Here is an 18,073-nt window from a genome sequence, read left to right on the forward strand (position 1 = left end):
AAATCTCTATTTAAATTATAGATAGGAGGTAATATGCGAACATTAAAATTTATCATAACCGCCCAGAGCATCCAAAAAGACCCGGACTGCGATTTCTCCGGAATCGTAGCTGGTACACAGGGTTATCTGCAGGCAGAGTTTTCGTTTTCCGAGGAATGGGCAGGCTGCCGGATGGCGGCTGTATTTTCCAGCATGAGAAAGGAATATCCGCAGCCGATTAAAAACGGCAGATGCGTAATACCAGCAGAAGCACTTACTTGGGATAACTTCGGAGTGCGGGTTGTCGGACAGAGAGAAAATTATCGCATAACAACGAACGAAATCAAGATAAAGCAGGAGAGAAGGTGAAAAAATGGATTTAGATGAAGCACTTGCGCAGGCAGATGTATATGCAGAAGAGACGGAAGTCTGCAAGATCGACAACGATCTGCGAACTATAACAGTTCCTTCTGGCCTCCAGACTGTTGGGGTGGAATCAGACGAAGATGTAAGGCGGCTGAATTTCCAGATGCCGAAGCAGTATGGAGAAGTGGATTTGTCCGAGTTTAACATCAGGATAAATTTCATGAATGCAAATAATAGCGGGGATGTATATGCAGTAACGGATAAGGCAATCTCCGGGGATAATATTACGTTCTCTTGGCTGGTTGGCAGAAACGCTCTGGCGTACAGGGGAAGCATCCGGTTTATCGTGTGCTTGAAGAAGACGGACGCAGAAGGTGTGGTACAGCAGGAATTTAATACCACTGTGGCAACATTGTCTGTTTTGGAAGGATTGGAAACCACAGAACAGGTAATCCAGGAGAACCCGGATATCATCGAACAGATTCTTGCCAGACTGGATGAACTGGAGGAAAACGGCGGTGGCGGTGGAACACCGGGAAAAGACGGAGTTGGAATAAGTAATATCGCAAAGACTGGTACAGCCGGATTAGTGGATACCTATACCATCACTCTTACAAACAACGCGACATATACTTTTACCGTCACAAATGGAAAAGATGGTGATGATGGTGATCCCGGGCAGGATGGCATAACACCAACTATCGGAGAAAATGGAAACTGGTATCTGGGAGAAACGGACACTGGAAATCCGAGCAGGGGAAACAATGGGATTACACCAAACATCCAGATCGGAACCGTGCAGACGCTTGAACCTGGACAGCAGGCGACAGCGAGCATGACGGGAACGACGGAGAATCCACTGTTGAATCTGGGGATCCCGAAAGGGGGGAAAGGAGATCCGGGAGAAGGCTCGGAGGCCGAACCCTATGAACTTCCGATCATGTCAGATACACAGCTGGGTGGCGGAAAAGCTGTAGAGAAAACGGATGAAGATGTGCCTGTAGCAGTAGACCCATCGACAGGACAATTGTTTGTTCCGACTTATCCGGAAAATACAGGAGGTGACGTAGTAAACGTGGATGCAGAACTAAAAGAATACATGAACGTAGCAAAACCGGCGATCGCAAGCGCAATCATCAATAAAGGCGGAAACGTGGAACCGGATGACAGCCTGAATGATTATGCTACACGTATTTTAGCAATTCCGAATGATGTATATCCGGCTGAGACATTACCGGTGCAGACCAACCTGTCAGCCTCCGGATTGCAGGATTCTGTCGGGATCAAGCTGAACTGGTCTGACGTAAATGCCAGCGGATATCTTATTCTGCGGAAAGAGAATGCAATGCCTGCTACTTCTGCTGATGGCGATATTGTATATAACGGCACTTATGCTGCCGATGGATATACCGATACTGGTGTACAGAAAGGTAAGGTATATTACTATCGTATATTCCCGAGGAACAGCAAGAATCAGTATCAGTCCCTGGAAGACGGCGCAGTTGCTATGGTAGATTACAAAGACCGTACCGGACAGACGCTCCTCGGAGATCTCCCGCTTGGTTCAAAAATAAAGTTTGGCCAGTATTTAGGTGCGGATTATTTCTGGGAGATTGTGGATACACAGGACAAAGCAAGTGGATTCGTGACAGTTGCGGCAGATCAGAATCTGGGAAGTAGGCAGTTTGACGCACCGGAACCCAACAGCCCTATATCGAGTAGGCGAACACAAGGTAATAACAGGTGGGCTTATTCAGCGGCTCGCCAGTTGCTGAACTCTGACCAGGATACAGGTGCTTGGTGGACAGTTCAGTATGAATATGATGCTGAACCGAGCTATGCGGCGCAGATACCTGGATTCCTGAAGGATTTTACTGCATATGAAAAAGGAATCGTTGTCACTAAGACAAATAAATGTATCCTTCCGAACGATGATGGCGGCGGAACAGAAATTGTAGAAGACAAGTTCTGGTTCCCGTCTTACTATGCAATGGGATTAGGTGTAATCCAGCCGCTTGAAGATAACCACATTTATGAAAAGTTCGTCGATAACGCATCAAGATCATATCAGAGCCATTATTGGTTGAGAAGTATTAATGGTGCAGAATCACCGTCCTACGTACGGTATGTGAACTCCAGCGGTACTGCCAGCAACAGTACCGCCAGCATCAGCGGCTTTGCGATGCGCCCGTTTTGCCAGCTTCCCACTTCTGCTTATATGACTTGGAGCGATAGCGACGAGGCATATGTCTTCGCTGACGATAGTCAGCGGAACCCTTCGGCAACATAGATGAAATAAAGGAAGAGATTAGAAAGGAAAGTGAGGGTATGAAAAAAATGGCAAGCACGATAATTGATACATACAATGCTATTACAGGAGCAGTGGTAGCAATTTTGAGTTTTATCTTAGGAGAACACTGGATTTTATTTGCGGCCTTTTTACTCTTGAACGTGGCTGACTGGATTACAGGATGGATGAAATCCAGAATGCTGGGAAAGGAAAATTCGGTTGCTGGCTGGAAAGGTGTTTTGAAGAAACTTGGATACTGGATCATGATTGCGGTAGCGTTTGGTGCAGCGGCAATTTTTATCGAGATCGGGGCTGTGATCGGAGTGGATCTGGGTATTACTACACTGCTTGGATGGTTTGTGCTGGCATCGCTCCTGGTCAATGAAATCCGCAGTATTGTAGAAAATTTTGTGGAAGCAGGATTTAATGTGCCGGTAATTCTGATCAAGGGATTAGAGGTAGCAGATAAAGCAATCAACAAAGAAAATCAGGAAGGAAAAGAATAACTATGGAAGAATTAAAGAAAGCAGGATATGAACTGGATGAAGGGATTGAACCAACACCGGAAGAGATTGCAGAGGCAGAAAAAGAATTGAAGGAGGCAGAGTAATATGGCAAAGTATAATGTACATGCAGGACATTGTCCGCAGGGGAAAGGCGCATCTGGCGCTGTCGGATTTTTAAAAGAATCTGTAGAGGACAGGATTGTAAAAAATGAGATGATCCGACTGCTGAAAGCAGAGGGGCATACAGCATATGATTGTACCTGTGATGTGGCAACCACACAGAACGGATGTCTTGCCCGGATTGTTACGAAGTGTAATTCACATTCAGTGGATGCAGACGGTTCCGTACATTTGAATAGCGGCAGAAAAGACAAAAAAGGAGACGGTGATACCGGCGGAGTAGAGGTGCTGATCTATTCTTGGGATTCCAAAGTATATGATATGGCAGTAAGGATCTGTGAAGAGGTATCAAAAGAATTGAAAATCAGGAACCGAGGAGTTAAAGTTGATACGAGTCTTTATGTACTCCGCAATACTAAGGCGCCGGCATTCTTGGTTGAGTGTTGTTTCGTGGACGATAGAGATGATTACGAGAAATGGGATGCAAAGAGATGTGCGAAAGCGATTGTTCGTGGTATGCTGAACAAAGATATCAAAGGCGGATCCAGTACATCCGGCAGTTCCGGTTCATCATCAGGTTCAACTGCATCCGGAAGTGCGAGCGCATCCAAGGCGACTGTGACTGTAGACGGATACTGGGGACCGAATACCACAAAAGCCTTGCAGAAAATCTTCGGAACGACCGTAGACGGCAAGGTATCCAATCAGTATGAATGTTACAAAGACCAGAACCCTGGCCTAGAGGATGGCTGGGAATGGGAAGATGATCCATCCGGATACAGCCCACTAATCAAAGCCGTCCAGAAGATGGTAGGAGCAAAACAGGATGGACATATCGGGCCGAAGACGATCAGGGCAATCCAGAAATATTTTGGCTGCACGCAGGACGGAGTATTTAGTGCGAAATCTCCTTGCATCAAAAAGCTGCAGCAGTGGATCAATAAACAGTAGAATTGGCCGGGGAGAAATCTCCGGCCTTTCTTTTTGCATGTACGTATAGTATAATGATTGTATAAATACATCCTTATTATTTTCATTATAGCCGCCTCCTTAAACCGGAGACGGCTGTTGCATAAGAAGAATGTTCCATTTTTGTTCCATTAATTTCTGCCAAGTGCCGTATTTATGCGGCATAAGAGCATTTTTATTCCCTGACTCTTAATCAGGGTGTCGAGGGTTCGAACCCCTCATCGCGTACTGAAGATGCTGTTTTTGGCGGAAGCCGGGGATGGCATTTTTTCTTGCATTTATGCGGGTTTCCGGCTTTTTTCTTTTTCATGTTGCAGGCAGAGGGACAAGTCAGAAATTATTCTGTATCTTAAAGTAAACGATTCTGGTAAAAAGTATTTGTTCCATTTTTGTTCCATCTTTAAAAATTCAATGCAGAATTGACGGCAGCAGTCGAGTCTTCTTTTTCCATCATGAGATGATTGTATACATTCAAAACAGTAGCTTCCTTATCTCCCATGAGTCTTGCAACCATCTTTATTGATATCTGCGGTATCTGATAGCATAAGTTTGTGCAGTAGTTGTGCCTGAAAATATGAGCTGTAAGGCCTTCTATTGGTTGAGGCGATACTTTATTCATCTCCTTTATGATTCTTTCCCACATGCGGCGGTATGCACTCCTGGTCATTAAATTTCCTTGTCTGGTAGTAAATAGATATGTTTTTCCGGATTTTTTTAGGTTTTCGACATATTGTTTTATATCATCATACACAACATCCGGGATCGGAAGAGTGCGGTATCCGTTTTTAGTTTTGGGCTCTTTGATAGCGATAAAATCATATGCCTTGCTAATATTCAGTGTTTGGGACTCCATGGATATATCTTCTGCGGTTAGCGCCAGGGCTTCGCCTCGTCTGATTCCGCAGCCGTAAAGCAGATAGACGTATATTTTGTCCTGTGCATTAAAATCTGCCTTAAAAACGGCTTCTCGTTCGTGTGGCAACAGGGCTCTTTTTTCAGGTGCTTTATATTTTATCTTTTGCACGCCTCGAAATATATCATCAGCGACATTGGCTGCGATCAATCGTTCTGCCACAGCAGAATCAACAATCTGCCGAAACGTCATCATGATTTGTTGCTGCGTTCTTGCCCTGCCGTTCGCATTATTGAGTACGATTTGCAGATGTACCTGCTGAATATCCTGCATCCTGATAAGTGCCAGTTCAGATAGGTACATTTCAATGATTCTGTCATACATTTCTTTTGTCCGGTTGGACGCAGAACTTTTATACAGAGTTTTCCACCTGCGGGCATATGCCAGAAATGTGATATCATCCTTTTTCACGACATTCCGTTCTTTTACCTGGTATTCCAGCTCTTTTACTTTACGCTCCAGATCCTTGCTGCTCTTCCTGGATCGGAGATGTTTATAGTGCTTTTTCCCAGACTGGGTATACGTGCCATCCCAGACACGGGTAGAAAAATATCCGTCTTTCCCTTTTTTATACTTTGCTACAGCCATAATTACCACCTTTCTTACTTAAAAAAGAGTACAAAAATAACAGCATTGGCAAAATTATATTTTTTATAATTTACAAATGCTGCCCGTTGGTGATAAAATAAATTTGAATAAACTATAATCACCTTCGGGTCTATAGTCTTTATTTACTGGCACCTGTTGCAGCAGGTGCTTTTTTATTTAAACAAAGTAAGGATTTGGCTTCATTAGAATCCTTATTATGTCTACAATCCATCCGACACCGCATAGACCGAGGGTAAATAAGTACAATATTCCCATTCCTATTTTTCCCTCGTAAAATTTATGAGCTCCAAACATACCCAAGAATAAACAAAGAAAGAAGCTTGTCCATTTATTGCACTGTTTGCCGTTATGTGTAAGCATGGGCGCGGTGCTGGCGGCAGATGATGACGCTGCAGCAGAAGCGGAAGAAGAATTATTGATGATAATATTTCTATCATCTGTTTTAAGAATCTCTACTTGCTTCCCACATTTTGGACAAACAACACATTCATCGTCAATTAATTCGCCGCAATGTTTACAATACTTTTTCTTGTCTTCCATTTTTATCACCCCTCTAAATGAGCATTGTGCTCGATTTCCTGAACATCATGTTTCTCAAAGTCATTGTGTTGGATGTGAGCTATAGCATGTTGGTATGCACGCAATCTCCCGACATCTGATAATTTTGCATTGATTAACACAGTATAACTCCCATCTTCATTACATACGACCATCTCTTTTCCTGTATTAGGAAAATCAATGACCTTGCAATTAACAACCGGTGTCATCGCTATCTCCCCGTTCCTTTCTTTTTAGAGCAAGAGCCATATTATATAATGCGCGCAGATCCTCAGGATCCATATCTTTTTGCACATCGTATAATGCACGTAGGTCTTTGTTCTCAAACATTTCTTGCGCAACTCGCGCTGTCTCTTCGTTTATGTAGTATTTTTCACCACCTTTCTTTTCTTCTCCATTTAACAAGTATTCTGCTGATACTCCAAGATACTCAGATATATCTTGCAGGCGATCAGCCGGGAATACGCCTTTTTTTAATTGTCCAATATATCCATTTGCATATCCTAAATCTCTTTCCATCTTTGATATAGGAATCTTCCGCTCTTTGCATATAGCCTTAACTCTTTCAACGCTATTCATGGTACCTCCTTAAAAATAGGCAAAAGCCTAAAAATGCCATTGACAAATTAGAGAATACCCTGTATAATACACTTAGGATTTAGGCAAAAGCCTAAAACCAACAATAGCAATAATTAGAGGATAGTCTCTTTTGTTTGGTGGTACTTACATTTTAGATTATTCTCTAAATATTGTCAACAATGAAATTAGAAAAAACCCTAAAGAAAGGAGGATTATTTTGATTTTAAGTAAAGTAGAGGACTTATGTAAAGAAAGAGGCATTACAATATCCAGGCTTGAAAAAGAATGTGGAATAGGGAATGCAACGATTAAAAGGTGGGATGAATCAATCCCGAGGTCTGACACTCTAAAAAAAGTTGCGGACTACTTCGATGTATCTATCGAATATTTCTTCGAATAACCAGAAAGGATGATGAAATGTACATAAGTGAATTTGTATGTGGAGTAATATCCACAATTGGAGTAGAACTTGCATTGATTATTGTATATGCAATCTATACCGATATTAAGAAAAAATAACGCCCCGGCAGTGCTGGAACCACCGCCGAGGCACGTAACCAGCTAACCGATCTAGCTGTCTACGGATATATACTACCATTTATTTCCGCAGATGGCAAGAACAAATGTTCTATCAGGAGGAAATTTATGGATAATGAAAAGCAGAAACAAGTAACAAAAATGGAAGGACTTGAAAGATTCTTTGCAACAGAGGTAATTGAGCAGAGTAAAAGAACTGCAAAGAGATGGTTTGCGGCCTGGGTAATAACTTTTGTCGCTCTGATTATCAGCAATTTTGTATGGTTGTATGTATTTCAGTCATACGATTATGTATCGCAAGATGGAAGCGGAGTAAATACGTATGAAACGGATATAAACGGTGACTTAAATGGGGCAGAAGATTAGAAAAAAATCAGGCACTAAAGGAAGTGCAAAGAAAAGAAGGAAGAAGTCTAGAAGTAAAAGATACAGGATTAGAAAAAGGAGGAGATAAGCATGGAGTACCCAAAGGCTATGATGAAGATTAAAGAGTTGATAGATATGGGCATCCCGGAAAGTATGCTGATGAATGCTTACCGGGAGAAAGGTCAAAACTTCGCCCAGAAGATTGATCCAAAACGGCCGAACTCACCGATCGTGTTTGATACAGCAGAGTTTGATAAATGGCGGATGAAGATGCAAAGGGCGGAAAACAAAGCAATCATAAGGGGGTAGCGTATGAGCAAAATAGAATTATCAATCCTGACCATCTTAGGACTCATCCTGGTATGGATGGGTTATCCTTTATGGCTTGGGATTTGCGTGGCAGCCCCGGCAATCTTTTTAACACCGGAAGGGGGTGAGAAAGATGGACGTAAAAACCTACATCGAAAAAGAAATAGACGCATGTAACTTTGCACTGGAGAAAGAATATCAGACATGCGCTGATGTCATAAGAGTGGCAGAGCTGGAAAGCCGGATGCAGACTCTTACAGAGGTCTTGTATATTCTGGAAAACAAAAATGCCCCAGGAGACGAAGCTCCTAAGGGCAAGTAACATTACAACACGTAAACATTATAACACAGGTAAAAGGAGAAATGGAATGGGAAACAGAGAAAAAATCGAAGAGGCAATAAAAGTTGATGAAAACGAGGCAGGTAAATGAATAAGATAACACAGATCGCACCGGGGATCCAGCGCATCCAGTTCGAGACTTTTGAAGAGTGGCTGGATGCCAGGCATGGGATTGGTGGATCTGATGCAAGTGCTGTGATTGGGAAGAACCCTTATAAGACGAATCAGGAGCTATGGGTAGAAAAGACTGGAAGAGCAGTTGCTCCAGACATATCTGACAAGGATTACGTTAAGTATGGACATGATGCAGAGCCGCTCCTCCGGGAGTTGTTTGCTTTGGATCATCCGGAATACAAGGTTGAGTACTTCGGAGACAACATGATCCGGAACGAAAAGTATCCATGGGCGCATGCCTCCCTGGATGGAGAGTTGACCGATCAGGATGGAAGAAAAGGGATCCTGGAGATCAAGACCACAAACATCCTGCAGTCGATGCAGCGGGAAAAGTGGAATGATCAGATCCCGGACAATTACTACATACAGATTTTACACTACCTGCTCGTTACAGAGTATGAGTTCGTAGAGCTCAGGGCACAGCTGAAATCGGTATGGCAGGGGCAGATCCGGTTGAACACCAGAGATTATCGTATTGAACGGAAAGAAGTAGAAGAAGACATTGCGTATATAAAAGAACAGGAAGAAGCGTTCTGGCAGCAGGTGAAAACAGACCGGAAGCCATCGTTGATTCTTCCGGAGATATAGGAGGGAAGATATGGAATTAAAGATCTATAATCCGCAGGAAGACGGATTTCTGCGGTCAATCGACTGGAATTTTCAGGAACTCAAGAAGGAGATCACAGAGAAAGCAAATGATTATAAGAACCTTGTCTATGATATCAATGATGATGGTCAGATAAAGGATGCTAAAAAAGACAGAGCGGATCTCCGAAAATTTAACACAGTCCTGAATGACAAGAGAAAAGAAATGAAAAAGCGGGTTATGGAGCCGTATACGAAGTTTGAGAGCCAGGTCAAAGAGCTGACCGGGATCGTGGATCAGGCGATTGATAATATTGATGCTCAGATCAAAGATTATGAGGAAATCAAGAGGAATGAGAAGCTCGAGAAAGTACGTCGAATCTATGAAGAAGAGATGGGTGGTCTGGACCGGGTCGTCCCATTCGAAAAGATCTTCAGAGAGCAGTGGCTGAATGTTTCTACCACATTGAAATCGATCAAGGAAGAGATCGCATCTATTTATCAGAAGGTCGATAAAGATCTGAAATTGATCAATACAGACGGAAGCGTGTATACGTTCGAAATGAAAGAAGAGTATCTGAAAAACTTCGATCTCCAGGATGCGATCGCTCTGAAACAACGCCTGGAAGAGAACGAGAGGAGAAAGGCTGACTTCGAAGCACAGAGAAAAAGAGAAGAGGAAGAGCGACAAAAAAGGATGAAAGCAGAAGCACAGCAGATCGCTTCTGCCGGAAAGAAGGCGCCGCAGGGATCAAAGGCAGGAAAAGCAGCAAGAAAAGAAACACCTAAAAAGAATGCTGAGACAGTAAAGAGGAAGAAGATCGTATTTGAGATCACTGCGAACGAGAGTCACTTTGACTACCTCAATCAGGTGCTCGCAGAGATCCAGGAGGAACTGAAAAATGCAAACGCAGGGATCCTCCGGATCGATAAGGACAGCGTAGAAGTGTTTTATGTAAATAAGGAGGATGCAGACAAATGGCAGTAAGAAACAGTTTAGCAAACAGGCAAAAAAGAACAGGGTTGACAGCCTATCTCACTCAGGATGCAGTCAAAGATCAGATCAATCGAGTAGTCGGAGGAAAAAACGGCACGCGCTTTATCTCTTCCGTGGTGTCAGCAGTACAGGCAAATCCGCAGCTGCAGGAATGCACGAACCCATCGATCTTAAGTGCAGCACTGTTAGGAGAATCTTTAAATCTTTCTCCATCACCACAGTTGGGACAGTATTACATGGTCCCGTTCAACAACGGATCAAAAGGATGCAAGGAAGCCCAGTTTCAGCTCGGATATAAGGGATATATCCAGCTGGCGATCCGTTCCGGACAGTACAAAAAGCTAAATGTACTGGCGATCAAGGAGGGAGAGCTGATCCGATTTGATCCGCTGAACGAGGAGATCGAAGTAAAACTGATCGATGATGAGGAAGAAAGAGAAGGGGCGACAACGATCGGATACTATGCAATGTTTGAATATACAAACGGATTCCGTAAAGCCCTGTATTGGTCAAAAAGGAAGATGGAAGCCCATGCCTTAAAGTATTCTCCGGGATACCGCAGTGACAAGGATAAGGGTACAAACTTCACCTTCTGGTCCAAAGATTTTGATGGAATGGCATACAAAACGATGCTCAGGCAGTTGATCAGTAAGTGGGGGATCATGAGCATTGATATGATGACTGCTATGGATTCTGATATGGCGGTGATCCATGAGGACGGAACGAAGGATTATGTTGAGACCGTAACTCCGGAAGATGATGTGGTATCAGAGCAGGAAATGAATGAAGTAGAACAGAGTGGCGCTGCAGAAGAAGGGCAGCAGACATTCTTTTAAACCAAGAAAGGAGAAGAAAGATGCAGCATTTTGATCTTGAGAAGTTTGCGCAGGGAAAGCTTTCTGCGCAGATCAACAAAGCACTGGAGAGGGTAACGGAGAATGTCCAGGACCCGAACACGGATCCGGAGAAAGTCCGGAAGATCGTAGCGACCATTACGCTCCGGCCGAACGCCGAAAGGAACTATGTGGCCACGGCAGTCGAAGTAAAGACGACCCTGGCGCCGGAGATCGGAGCCGTAACAGCCCTCAACATGGGCAGGGACTTAAGGACCGGAAAAGTCGATTGTGTAGAGATCGCAAACCAGATCCCAGGACAGTTATCCGTAGAAGACATCACAGAGGAGACCGAAAAAGAAGAACCAGTGACGACATTTGATCCGGATACCGGAGAGATCTTTGAACCAAGCAACAATGTAGTAGATCTTAGGAGCAGACAGGCCTAAGAGGAAGGAGTACATATCATGAGTTATAACCTGAGAGATGCGATCGAGTATTTAGTAGATCTGGCAGATGATGCCAGGGAGCCGCACGTTGTTGATATCAACGGCAAGACATACTGTGATAAGGGGTTGAGAAGATATGACAGCGAAGAGATGGCAGAACCTCTGACAGCATCCAGCTTATCTTCCCTGCTGGATTATATCAACGGCAAATCAGACGAGCTGAGAGAGTCCATGATCATCCATGTAGAGAGCCCAACAGCTGTGAGACTGCTGTCCGGTCTTACCAAAGAAAGGCAGAGGGAGTCACTGTTTTATGTGAGGACCAATCCAAACGGATTTGAGTTCGATCATTATTATGACCAGGAACGCTTTATCATCAACATGCAGACGGCGTTCCAGCAGACGAAGGAAGTTGCCCTGATCACTACAGTCGCAGGTAATGTAGAGAACAAGACCGTTGCCAACTATGGAGACAACGGCACCAACCAGAGCGTTACGATCAGCCGCGGGGTGGCAGGAAAAGAAGCTGTGGAAGTACCGAACCCGGTCGTATTGCAGCCATTCAGGACGTTCCTGGAAGTGGAACAGCCGGAAAGCAAGTTTGTCTTCCGTATCGGAGAAGACACGGACGGAAAGCCATTGTTTAAACTGGTAGAAGCAGACGGAGGTCTCTGGAAGTATGATGCAGTCAGAGCGATCAAGGATTATATCAAAAAGAATCTGGATCCGGAGTTTTCTTCCAGGATCACGGTCATCGGGTAGGTGGCAGGATGGGACCAGTAAAGTTTACAGTGCCAGGGCAGCCGAAAGGCAAAGCCCGGGCACGGACTGTCCGAAGAGGCGGCGGGAAGAGTTTTTCTTATACACCGGAAGGGACAGTCCTGTATGAAAACCTGATCAAGACATGTTACCTGCAGGATGCAGGGCATGTATTGTTCAATGATGGGCAGCCTCTGGCGGTGGATATCATCGCATTCTATGAGGTGCCAAAGAGTTACAGCAAGAAAAAGAAGCGTGAGATGTTGGACGGCCAGCTGTATCCGACGAAGAAACCGGATATCGACAACATCGCAAAGTGTGTCCTGGACGCATTAAATAAGCTGGCATATCGGGATGATACACAGGTCGTAAGGCTCCATATGGAGAAGCATTATGCCGAGATCCCGAGAGTGGAAGTAGAGATTAAAGAAATATAATCGGAAGGTGGTGTTCTAAGTGGGACGCAGGCCCAAGACAGGCCTTGATTACTTTCCGAAAGACGTCGATTATTATGACGATTTTAAGATCATGGATCTGATGAATGAATACGGTCCGTTAGGGCAGACCATTTATGACGTCATCTTATGCATGATTTATCATGAGGGATATTACCTGGAGGTTCCTAAGATGGAGCAGTTAGCGGTAAAAATAATCAAAACCATCGGGAACCGCTGGGTAAAGAAAAAAGACTTTGTGCTGCAAGTGATTCATTATTGTGCGGAGATAGGGCTGTTCGACCAAGCCCTCCTGAATCAAAATGTTATCACCTCTGTTGGAGTTCAGCGACGCTATAAAGAAGTGACTGTTAGGAACAAAGTCGATAGGAGTAAATATTGGTTGATTGACGAAAATGGTCAACCTCTGTTAAATGCACCAAAAAATAAGATTTCTGCAACAGAAACAAGTATTTCTGCAACAGAAATCCCAATAAATGTATCAGAAAAACGACAAAAGGAAAGTAAAGGAAAGGAAAGTAAAAGATATTATGCAGATCCCGCCCTGGAGCGGGAGTTCCTTCTATATATCGATATGAGGAACCATACAGGACCAGAGCTTACAAAAGAACAGATCAAAGTTTTGAAGGAAGAACTGGACAGCCTTGGGGAAACAGATGAGGAGAAAATAGGAATTGTCCGTAAGGCATTCGCTTCGGGATGGAAGAGTTTTTATCCGATCAGGAAACGACAGCAAGGTAAGAAACCCAAAAAACAGGGATTTCATAATTTTAAACAAAGGGATTACGACTTTGATGAGTTGGAAAAGAAACTGATGGAAAAACAGATGGAAGGAGATGAGATCACATTTGAATGAAATTTACAGGCCATTTTGTGAAGCGGATTATCGATCTGATCGGATCACAAAAGGAAATCGAAAGAAAGCGTATAAGAAGATACAGATCAAAGAGGGAAGCAAAAAGCGATTGATCATCGATCTGCTGCGAGAAGTAGGAAGGCCTCTGTCTGCAGATGAATCGTCCCTCATCCTATATGAGCGAGGGAAGGTAAAGACACCGCATCGCCAGGAAACGGCGCCGAGATTGTCGGAAATGAAGGATGACGGAATTGTGAGAGCGGTCGATACAGACATCTATGGACACTCACTATACGAATTGACAGAAGCATGGAGATAGGTAGAGAGCCGGCCTGATCGGGAGACTGCCAGCAACAGTAAACCCACTAAATATAGTTGTTTTTTCAAGTGATTCTTAATTATCCGTCAGGAATCCAGGATGGCCGCTTTGAGCGCACCAGTTTCATATACCACGATTGGAACTAAGCGCATAAGGAACAAGCCAATGTATAAACCATGAGCCTGCTGCCTTTTGGCAGCGGGCGGAAAGGAGAAAAATAGTGAAAAAAGACATTGAAAAAGATATTGCATTTATTGCTCATTATTATGGATATGAGGCACAAAGCAGACAGCTGATAGAAGAGATGGCAGAACTTACGCAGTCAATTAACAAAAAGTGGAGAGGAGAAAATACTGGATTATATCGTGGATATTACGATGATATGAAGGCTATAACAGAGGAAATTGCTGACGTACAGATCTGTATAGAACAGGTAAAATTGTTATTAGGTATTACAGATAAACAAATTGAAAGTGTAGCGGAATCTAAAATAATACGAGAAAAGTCACGGATTAGAGAAGCAAGAAGAAAAACAATTTCTTAAAGATAAGTTCGAAAGGAGTACACAAATGGGGAAAATAGACGCACAGTCACAATCTAGGATGGATGGTATGGCATATGCGTTACGGATAGCCAAAAGAGAAGGGATAGAAGGTCTGGAGGAAGAACTCAAGAGAAGAGGGATTACCGGGATAAATCTTCCGGCATCTCACAAGGAAATAGACCAGGAACTGGATAAAATCAAGATGCAGGTATTGGATACAGTGCTTGCCATGTCGTGTCTGGTTCTTCGGAATGAGTTTTGCTTTGGAGAAAAGAGGCTTAACAGATTTAAGGAGCGATTCAATTTTGAGGCATCGTGCCTGGAAGATGGGCATACAACCTGGGCAGATGTCCTGGAAATGATTCGGAAGGAAACAGGGATAGAACTCCAGATCAGAGAGAACAAGTGATCCTGAGAAAATCATAGAGGAGGGCGAATATGGAACAGAAAGCCTGGAAAGACATACCGGGATACGGTGGAAGGTATCAAGCCAGGATGGACGGTCAGGTATCAAGAAAGTATAAAAACGGGAAACGGAAGATATTTTCACAGTACACGAGAAAACCTGCTCATGGAAGCAAAAGATATTATGTCAAGTTGACAGATCCGGAGACTAGGAAGGCGAAGGATGAGCCGGTACATCAGATTGTATTAAAAACTTTTGTGGGACCGTGCCCGGAAGGCTGCATACCGATCCATAAGAATGGGATACCGGAAGACAACTTCCTTACAAACTTATGCTATATGTCAAAAGCGGCCGTAGGGAAGAAGGTAGGAGGAAAATCAAAAAGAAAGCCAGTTGCCCAGATTGATAGCAGTGGGGAGATAGTGGCCTTCTATTCTTCTGCCAGAGAAGCCGGCCGGGAAAATCATATGAGTTATCAAACGATCATAGACCGGTGCAACGGGAAATGTAAAGGAATTTTTGCCCCGGATGGATATGCGTACAGCTGGGATGAGGACAGGAAAACCGAAGCAGCGATACGAAGAATAAAAGCGTTAAGAAAAGTTAAGGAGGGATAATATGCAGAACTTAGAGAAGATTCTGGAAGAGATAGACAGAGAGATAGAAGAACGCAGAAAAGACCCGGAGACGAGAGATGTTGATATCTGCTATGGGCTAAACAGGGCGAAAGAAATTATCCGCAAGCACATGAATGACGGCTGGATCCCGTTGGAGGAACGGCTGCCGGAAGGCGGGGAAGAGGTACTTGTACAGGGGGAGTTTTACAGTAGACGCAATAACATGACATACACACATATCCATATAATGCGTCTAAACAAGATGACAGGTGAATGGAATGGGGTATATGGCGTGCCTAATGGAAAAGTCATCGCTTGGAAGCCACTTTCTGATCCATACTTCCCGGAGGAAGGAGAAAATAGATGAAAACCTATAAAGTAATTGGACATGCAAATGTAATATGTAGTATGCGGGTAAAAGCGAATAGCGAAGAAGAAGCGATAGAAATCGCTAATGAAGAATTTGGCGGGCTGACGAATTATGCAGGGATGGGAGGAGTGGAGCATCTTCTCGGAGTATTGGACAGTTCGGATGATAGATGCGTATTTCCAGATACAGACCCTGAGTTCGACGAGGCAATCGAGAGAGGAGCAGACGAATGACAGAGAAAGAAGCAATAAGAAGATTGGAGATGTATAGAAATTGGGGATTTTCACAAAGATTAAATGAAGCAGTAGATACGGCAATCAAAGCCTTGAAAGAAATCCAGGAGTATCGGGAGCTCGGAACTGTGGAAGAGTGCCGGGAAGCCATGGCGAATAAGAAAAAATGTGAAAAGCAGTGGCATAATGACATGGAAAATCCGCTTGAACCGATCAAAGTCTACAGTGCATTAAAAAGCGAAATTTTAAAGCTAGAGTTACGGATAAAAAATAGACCAAAAGATATAAGCATTCTGGATTATACAGTTATCGCAGCATTGCAAAAAGTCTTGAAGAATAATTTGGAGGGAATGGAAGATGAAAATACATAAGTTGAAACTTAACGCCAAATATTATGAAGACAGCGAGCGTGGAATAAAGACTTTTGAAATCAGGAAAAACGACAGGGATTACAAGATTGGAGACGTGCTGGAATTACGGGAATACATCGAGGATATTAGTGGATTAGGGTATTATACAGGAAATGCACACTGGAAAGTCATAACGTACATTATTGATGATGATTTGTACTTGGCACCGGGATATGTTTGCTTTGGGCTTTCGCCGATTGCGGAACCGGAACAGGAGGACGCCGAATGAGTGATGATTTAATCAGCCGGAAAGCGTTATTAGAAGTAATAGACATTAGTTTTATTATTCCTATTTTGAAAATGAATTTAAGACCAGAGCATGAAGCGGTTCTTAAAATACGAGAAATCATAATGAATATGCCGACAGCCTTTGACAAGGAAAAGGTAATTGAAGAATTAAAGGGACAAATAGAATTGGTATCATACAATCCGATGACGGCTGGAAGATATATTAAAAAAAATCGAGCAATCGAGATTGTCGAGAAAGGCGGAATTGAATAATGTCATACATAGATTGTCCTTGCTATTCCTGCAACGACCGAACGACAGGAGCTAAAAGAGTAGCCTGCCATCCGGACTGCGAGAAGTTCGCGGCCTGGAAGGCGAAACAGCAGAAGGCAAGGGAAAAGAAAAAGAAGGATAAGCCATACCGGTCTGACACGATGGCAAAATCCATCAAACGAAAACAGATGAACCAGAAGGCGGGAAGGAGATAAAAAATGGACATAATTTTATTTTTACTAGCATGTGGACTGGCAGTGCTTGCCTCAGGGCTGGCGATAGAGAACAACGAACTGCGAGAAACCATTAAACAGCAGGAGAAGATGCTCCGATTCCTGACTGAAACAGAGAGGGAGCCATGAAGAACCCATGCAAGGCCTGTGCAGAATACTGCATGGGTCTGTGCTGGGAACGGATAGAGTATCTGGAATGGTACCAGGAATATTGCGACAGAGTAAGGAAACAAATAAAAGATGCAAGCAGGAGGGGAGAGCGTGGACAAGAATGTGTTGATCCAGTACGTTGATATGGTTGAAGAAATTAAAGATTTAAGAAGGAGAATCCATGAGTTAGAAAAGCAGATTGACAGGATAAAAACGGAGGGGACAGTAAAAGACACTGTATCTGGAGGCATGGGCGGAACACAACATTTCGTTGTGGAGGGATTCCCAGTACCAGAGTACAGCAGAAAGATGATGCTGCTTCGAAGCAGAAAAGCCATGCTGGAGGAGAAAGAAGCAGAACTTCTGGAGCTTACTAACCAGGTGGAAGAGTACATAGGCAGCATAGAAAAGAGCGAACTGCGGATCATGTTTCGTCTGTACTACATAGACGGATTGACATGGATCCAGGTAGCGCACCGGATGAACCGAATGTTTCCGAAACGCCGGATATCCTATAGCGAAGAAAGCTGCAGGAAAAGAAATGCAAGATTTTTTGAAGAAAATTAAAAAAATGTCCGGTCATGTCCGGTCAAAAAGTGGTTAAATATAGACTAGAACAGATGGAATGATGATCTAATATTTTCATAAAGTTCTTCCTTAATGGATTTTTACCTTGGGCGGCCATAGTGTCGCCCTCCCCTTAATTGGTTAATGGCAGGTTTTTGTCATAATAATCTTCCT

Annotated in this window: 32 protein-coding genes and 1 tRNA gene; 29 read left to right on the forward strand and 4 right to left on the reverse strand. The window is 43.5% G+C overall.

Going from position 1 to position 18,073, the window contains the following annotated elements; genetic code table 11:
• Nucleotides 1-33 precede the first annotated feature (33 nt).
• The 5 genes from JMF81_RS14300 to JMF81_RS14320 all read left to right on the forward strand — a co-directional run bounded on the left by JMF81_RS14300 (nt 34) and on the right by JMF81_RS14320 (nt 4,458).
• Nucleotides 34-348: a hypothetical protein gene (locus JMF81_RS14300; RefSeq protein WP_201312109.1), complete on the forward strand. Its 315-nt coding sequence runs from the start codon at nt 34-36 to the stop codon at nt 346-348.
• Between the two features lie 4 nt (nt 349-352).
• Entirely contained in the window at nt 353-2,635 is a 2,283-nt protein-coding gene (locus JMF81_RS14305; protein ID WP_201312160.1) for a DUF6273 domain-containing protein, read from the forward strand.
• 38 nt (nt 2,636-2,673) lie between these two features.
• Nucleotides 2,674-3,141 (forward strand): phage holin family protein, encoded by a 468-nt coding sequence (locus JMF81_RS14310; protein ID WP_201312110.1) that lies wholly within the window; start codon nt 2,674-2,676, stop codon nt 3,139-3,141.
• Between the two features lie 105 nt (nt 3,142-3,246).
• Complete coding sequence (locus JMF81_RS14315) at nt 3,247-4,212, forward strand: N-acetylmuramoyl-L-alanine amidase (protein WP_201312111.1); 966 nt, start codon at nt 3,247-3,249, stop codon at nt 4,210-4,212.
• Nucleotides 4,213-4,378: 166 nt separating this feature from the next.
• A tRNA-Ser gene (locus JMF81_RS14320) sits at nt 4,379-4,458 on the forward strand.
• 172 nt (nt 4,459-4,630) lie between these two features.
• Here the strand turns inward: JMF81_RS14320 and JMF81_RS14325 are convergent.
• The 4 genes from JMF81_RS14325 to JMF81_RS14340 form a co-directional block, all read right to left on the reverse strand.
• Nucleotides 4,631-5,731 (reverse strand): tyrosine-type recombinase/integrase, encoded by a 1,101-nt coding sequence (locus JMF81_RS14325; protein ID WP_201312112.1) that lies wholly within the window; start codon nt 5,729-5,731, stop codon nt 4,631-4,633.
• Nucleotides 5,732-5,908: 177 nt separating this feature from the next.
• Nucleotides 5,909-6,292 carry a TM2 domain-containing protein gene (locus tag JMF81_RS14330; RefSeq protein ID WP_201312113.1) on the reverse strand — a complete coding sequence of 128 codons (384 nt, stop codon included), beginning with the start codon at nt 6,290-6,292 and terminating at the stop codon, nt 5,909-5,911.
• Between the two features lie 5 nt (nt 6,293-6,297).
• Nucleotides 6,298-6,519 carry a hypothetical protein gene (locus tag JMF81_RS14335; protein ID WP_201312114.1) on the reverse strand — a complete coding sequence of 74 codons (222 nt, stop codon included), beginning with the start codon at nt 6,517-6,519 and terminating at the stop codon, nt 6,298-6,300.
• Entirely contained in the window at nt 6,503-6,889 is a 387-nt protein-coding gene (locus tag JMF81_RS14340; protein WP_201312115.1) for a helix-turn-helix domain-containing protein, read from the reverse strand. The genes JMF81_RS14335 and JMF81_RS14340 overlap by 17 nt, the downstream gene beginning before the upstream one ends.
• A 130-nt stretch (nt 6,890-7,019) precedes the next feature.
• Here JMF81_RS14340 and JMF81_RS14345 point away from each other — a divergent pair, with 130 nt between their 5' ends.
• The 24 genes from JMF81_RS14345 to JMF81_RS14460 all read left to right on the forward strand — a co-directional run bounded on the left by JMF81_RS14345 (nt 7,020) and on the right by JMF81_RS14460 (nt 17,899).
• Entirely contained in the window at nt 7,020-7,289 is a 270-nt protein-coding gene (locus JMF81_RS14345) for a helix-turn-helix domain-containing protein (protein ID WP_201312116.1), read from the forward strand.
• A gap of 245 nt (nt 7,290-7,534) precedes the next feature.
• The gene (locus JMF81_RS14350) at nt 7,535-7,792 is read left to right on the forward strand and encodes a hypothetical protein (RefSeq protein ID WP_201312117.1); all 258 of its coding nucleotides are present in this window, start codon (nt 7,535-7,537) and stop codon (nt 7,790-7,792) included.
• Between the two features lie 90 nt (nt 7,793-7,882).
• Complete coding sequence (locus JMF81_RS14355; protein ID WP_201312118.1) at nt 7,883-8,101, forward strand: hypothetical protein; 219 nt, start codon at nt 7,883-7,885, stop codon at nt 8,099-8,101.
• Between the two features lie 3 nt (nt 8,102-8,104).
• Nucleotides 8,105-8,278 carry a hypothetical protein gene (locus JMF81_RS14360; RefSeq protein WP_201312119.1) on the forward strand — a complete coding sequence of 58 codons (174 nt, stop codon included), beginning with the start codon at nt 8,105-8,107 and terminating at the stop codon, nt 8,276-8,278.
• Nucleotides 8,235-8,423, forward strand: coding sequence for a hypothetical protein (locus JMF81_RS14365; RefSeq protein ID WP_201312120.1), 189 nt, complete (start codon nt 8,235-8,237; stop codon nt 8,421-8,423). Before JMF81_RS14360 ends, JMF81_RS14365 begins: the two co-directional genes overlap by 44 nt.
• A gap of 105 nt (nt 8,424-8,528) precedes the next feature.
• A complete protein-coding gene (locus JMF81_RS14370; RefSeq protein WP_201312121.1) occupies nt 8,529-9,203 on the forward strand; it encodes a YqaJ viral recombinase family protein in 675 nt (224 codons plus the stop codon).
• A gap of 10 nt (nt 9,204-9,213) precedes the next feature.
• The gene (locus JMF81_RS14375; RefSeq protein WP_201312122.1) at nt 9,214-10,188 is read left to right on the forward strand and encodes a DUF1351 domain-containing protein; all 975 of its coding nucleotides are present in this window, start codon (nt 9,214-9,216) and stop codon (nt 10,186-10,188) included.
• Nucleotides 10,179-11,033 (forward strand): recombinase RecT, encoded by an 855-nt coding sequence (locus JMF81_RS14380; protein ID WP_201312123.1) that lies wholly within the window; start codon nt 10,179-10,181, stop codon nt 11,031-11,033. Before JMF81_RS14375 ends, JMF81_RS14380 begins: the two co-directional genes overlap by 10 nt.
• A gap of 20 nt (nt 11,034-11,053) precedes the next feature.
• Nucleotides 11,054-11,479 (forward strand): hypothetical protein, encoded by a 426-nt coding sequence (locus JMF81_RS14385; RefSeq protein WP_201312124.1) that lies wholly within the window; start codon nt 11,054-11,056, stop codon nt 11,477-11,479.
• Nucleotides 11,480-11,497: 18 nt separating this feature from the next.
• Nucleotides 11,498-12,241, forward strand: a complete 744-nt coding sequence (locus tag JMF81_RS14390; protein WP_243282692.1) for a hypothetical protein — start codon at nt 11,498-11,500, stop codon at nt 12,239-12,241.
• Between the two features lie 8 nt (nt 12,242-12,249).
• Nucleotides 12,250-12,675, forward strand: a complete 426-nt coding sequence (locus JMF81_RS14395) for a RusA family crossover junction endodeoxyribonuclease (RefSeq protein WP_201312125.1) — start codon at nt 12,250-12,252, stop codon at nt 12,673-12,675.
• A gap of 19 nt (nt 12,676-12,694) precedes the next feature.
• Nucleotides 12,695-13,549, forward strand: a complete 855-nt coding sequence (locus tag JMF81_RS14400) for a DUF4373 domain-containing protein (RefSeq protein ID WP_201312126.1) — start codon at nt 12,695-12,697, stop codon at nt 13,547-13,549.
• The gene (locus tag JMF81_RS14405; protein ID WP_201312127.1) at nt 13,542-13,868 is read left to right on the forward strand and encodes a hypothetical protein; all 327 of its coding nucleotides are present in this window, start codon (nt 13,542-13,544) and stop codon (nt 13,866-13,868) included. The genes JMF81_RS14400 and JMF81_RS14405 overlap by 8 nt, the downstream gene beginning before the upstream one ends.
• A gap of 220 nt (nt 13,869-14,088) precedes the next feature.
• Nucleotides 14,089-14,412 (forward strand): nucleoside triphosphate pyrophosphohydrolase family protein, encoded by a 324-nt coding sequence (locus tag JMF81_RS14410; protein ID WP_201312128.1) that lies wholly within the window; start codon nt 14,089-14,091, stop codon nt 14,410-14,412.
• A 67-nt stretch (nt 14,413-14,479) separates the two neighbouring features.
• On the forward strand, nt 14,480-14,821 hold the full coding sequence (locus tag JMF81_RS14415; RefSeq protein WP_201312129.1) for a hypothetical protein: 342 nt from the start codon (nt 14,480-14,482) through the stop codon (nt 14,819-14,821).
• Nucleotides 14,822-14,850: 29 nt separating this feature from the next.
• Nucleotides 14,851-15,435 (forward strand): HNH endonuclease signature motif containing protein, encoded by a 585-nt coding sequence (locus tag JMF81_RS14420; RefSeq protein ID WP_201312130.1) that lies wholly within the window; start codon nt 14,851-14,853, stop codon nt 15,433-15,435.
• Between the two features lies 1 nt (nt 15,436).
• Entirely contained in the window at nt 15,437-15,802 is a 366-nt protein-coding gene (locus tag JMF81_RS14425) for a DUF551 domain-containing protein (protein WP_201312131.1), read from the forward strand.
• Nucleotides 15,799-16,038, forward strand: a complete 240-nt coding sequence (locus JMF81_RS14430) for a hypothetical protein (protein WP_201312132.1) — start codon at nt 15,799-15,801, stop codon at nt 16,036-16,038. The genes JMF81_RS14425 and JMF81_RS14430 overlap by 4 nt, the downstream gene beginning before the upstream one ends.
• Entirely contained in the window at nt 16,035-16,409 is a 375-nt protein-coding gene (locus JMF81_RS14435; protein ID WP_201312133.1) for a hypothetical protein, read from the forward strand. Before JMF81_RS14430 ends, JMF81_RS14435 begins: the two co-directional genes overlap by 4 nt.
• A complete protein-coding gene (locus tag JMF81_RS14440) occupies nt 16,396-16,677 on the forward strand; it encodes a DUF3850 domain-containing protein (RefSeq protein ID WP_201312134.1) in 282 nt (93 codons plus the stop codon). Before JMF81_RS14435 ends, JMF81_RS14440 begins: the two co-directional genes overlap by 14 nt.
• Entirely contained in the window at nt 16,674-16,949 is a 276-nt protein-coding gene (locus JMF81_RS14445) for a hypothetical protein (RefSeq protein WP_201312135.1), read from the forward strand. The genes JMF81_RS14440 and JMF81_RS14445 overlap by 4 nt, the downstream gene beginning before the upstream one ends.
• Entirely contained in the window at nt 16,949-17,164 is a 216-nt protein-coding gene (locus tag JMF81_RS14450) for a hypothetical protein (RefSeq protein ID WP_201312136.1), read from the forward strand. Before JMF81_RS14445 ends, JMF81_RS14450 begins: the two co-directional genes overlap by 1 nt.
• Nucleotides 17,165-17,167: 3 nt before the next feature.
• On the forward strand, nt 17,168-17,311 hold the full coding sequence (locus JMF81_RS14455) for a hypothetical protein (protein ID WP_201312137.1): 144 nt from the start codon (nt 17,168-17,170) through the stop codon (nt 17,309-17,311).
• Nucleotides 17,312-17,443: 132 nt separating this feature from the next.
• Complete coding sequence (locus tag JMF81_RS14460; RefSeq protein ID WP_330611553.1) at nt 17,444-17,899, forward strand: hypothetical protein; 456 nt, start codon at nt 17,444-17,446, stop codon at nt 17,897-17,899.
• Nucleotides 17,900-18,073: the final 174 nt, after the last annotated feature.

Origin of the sequence: Anaerostipes butyraticus, from assembly GCF_016586355.1 — a bacterium.
Taxonomy (GTDB): Bacteria; Bacillota; Clostridia; order Lachnospirales; family Lachnospiraceae; genus Anaerostipes; species Anaerostipes butyraticus.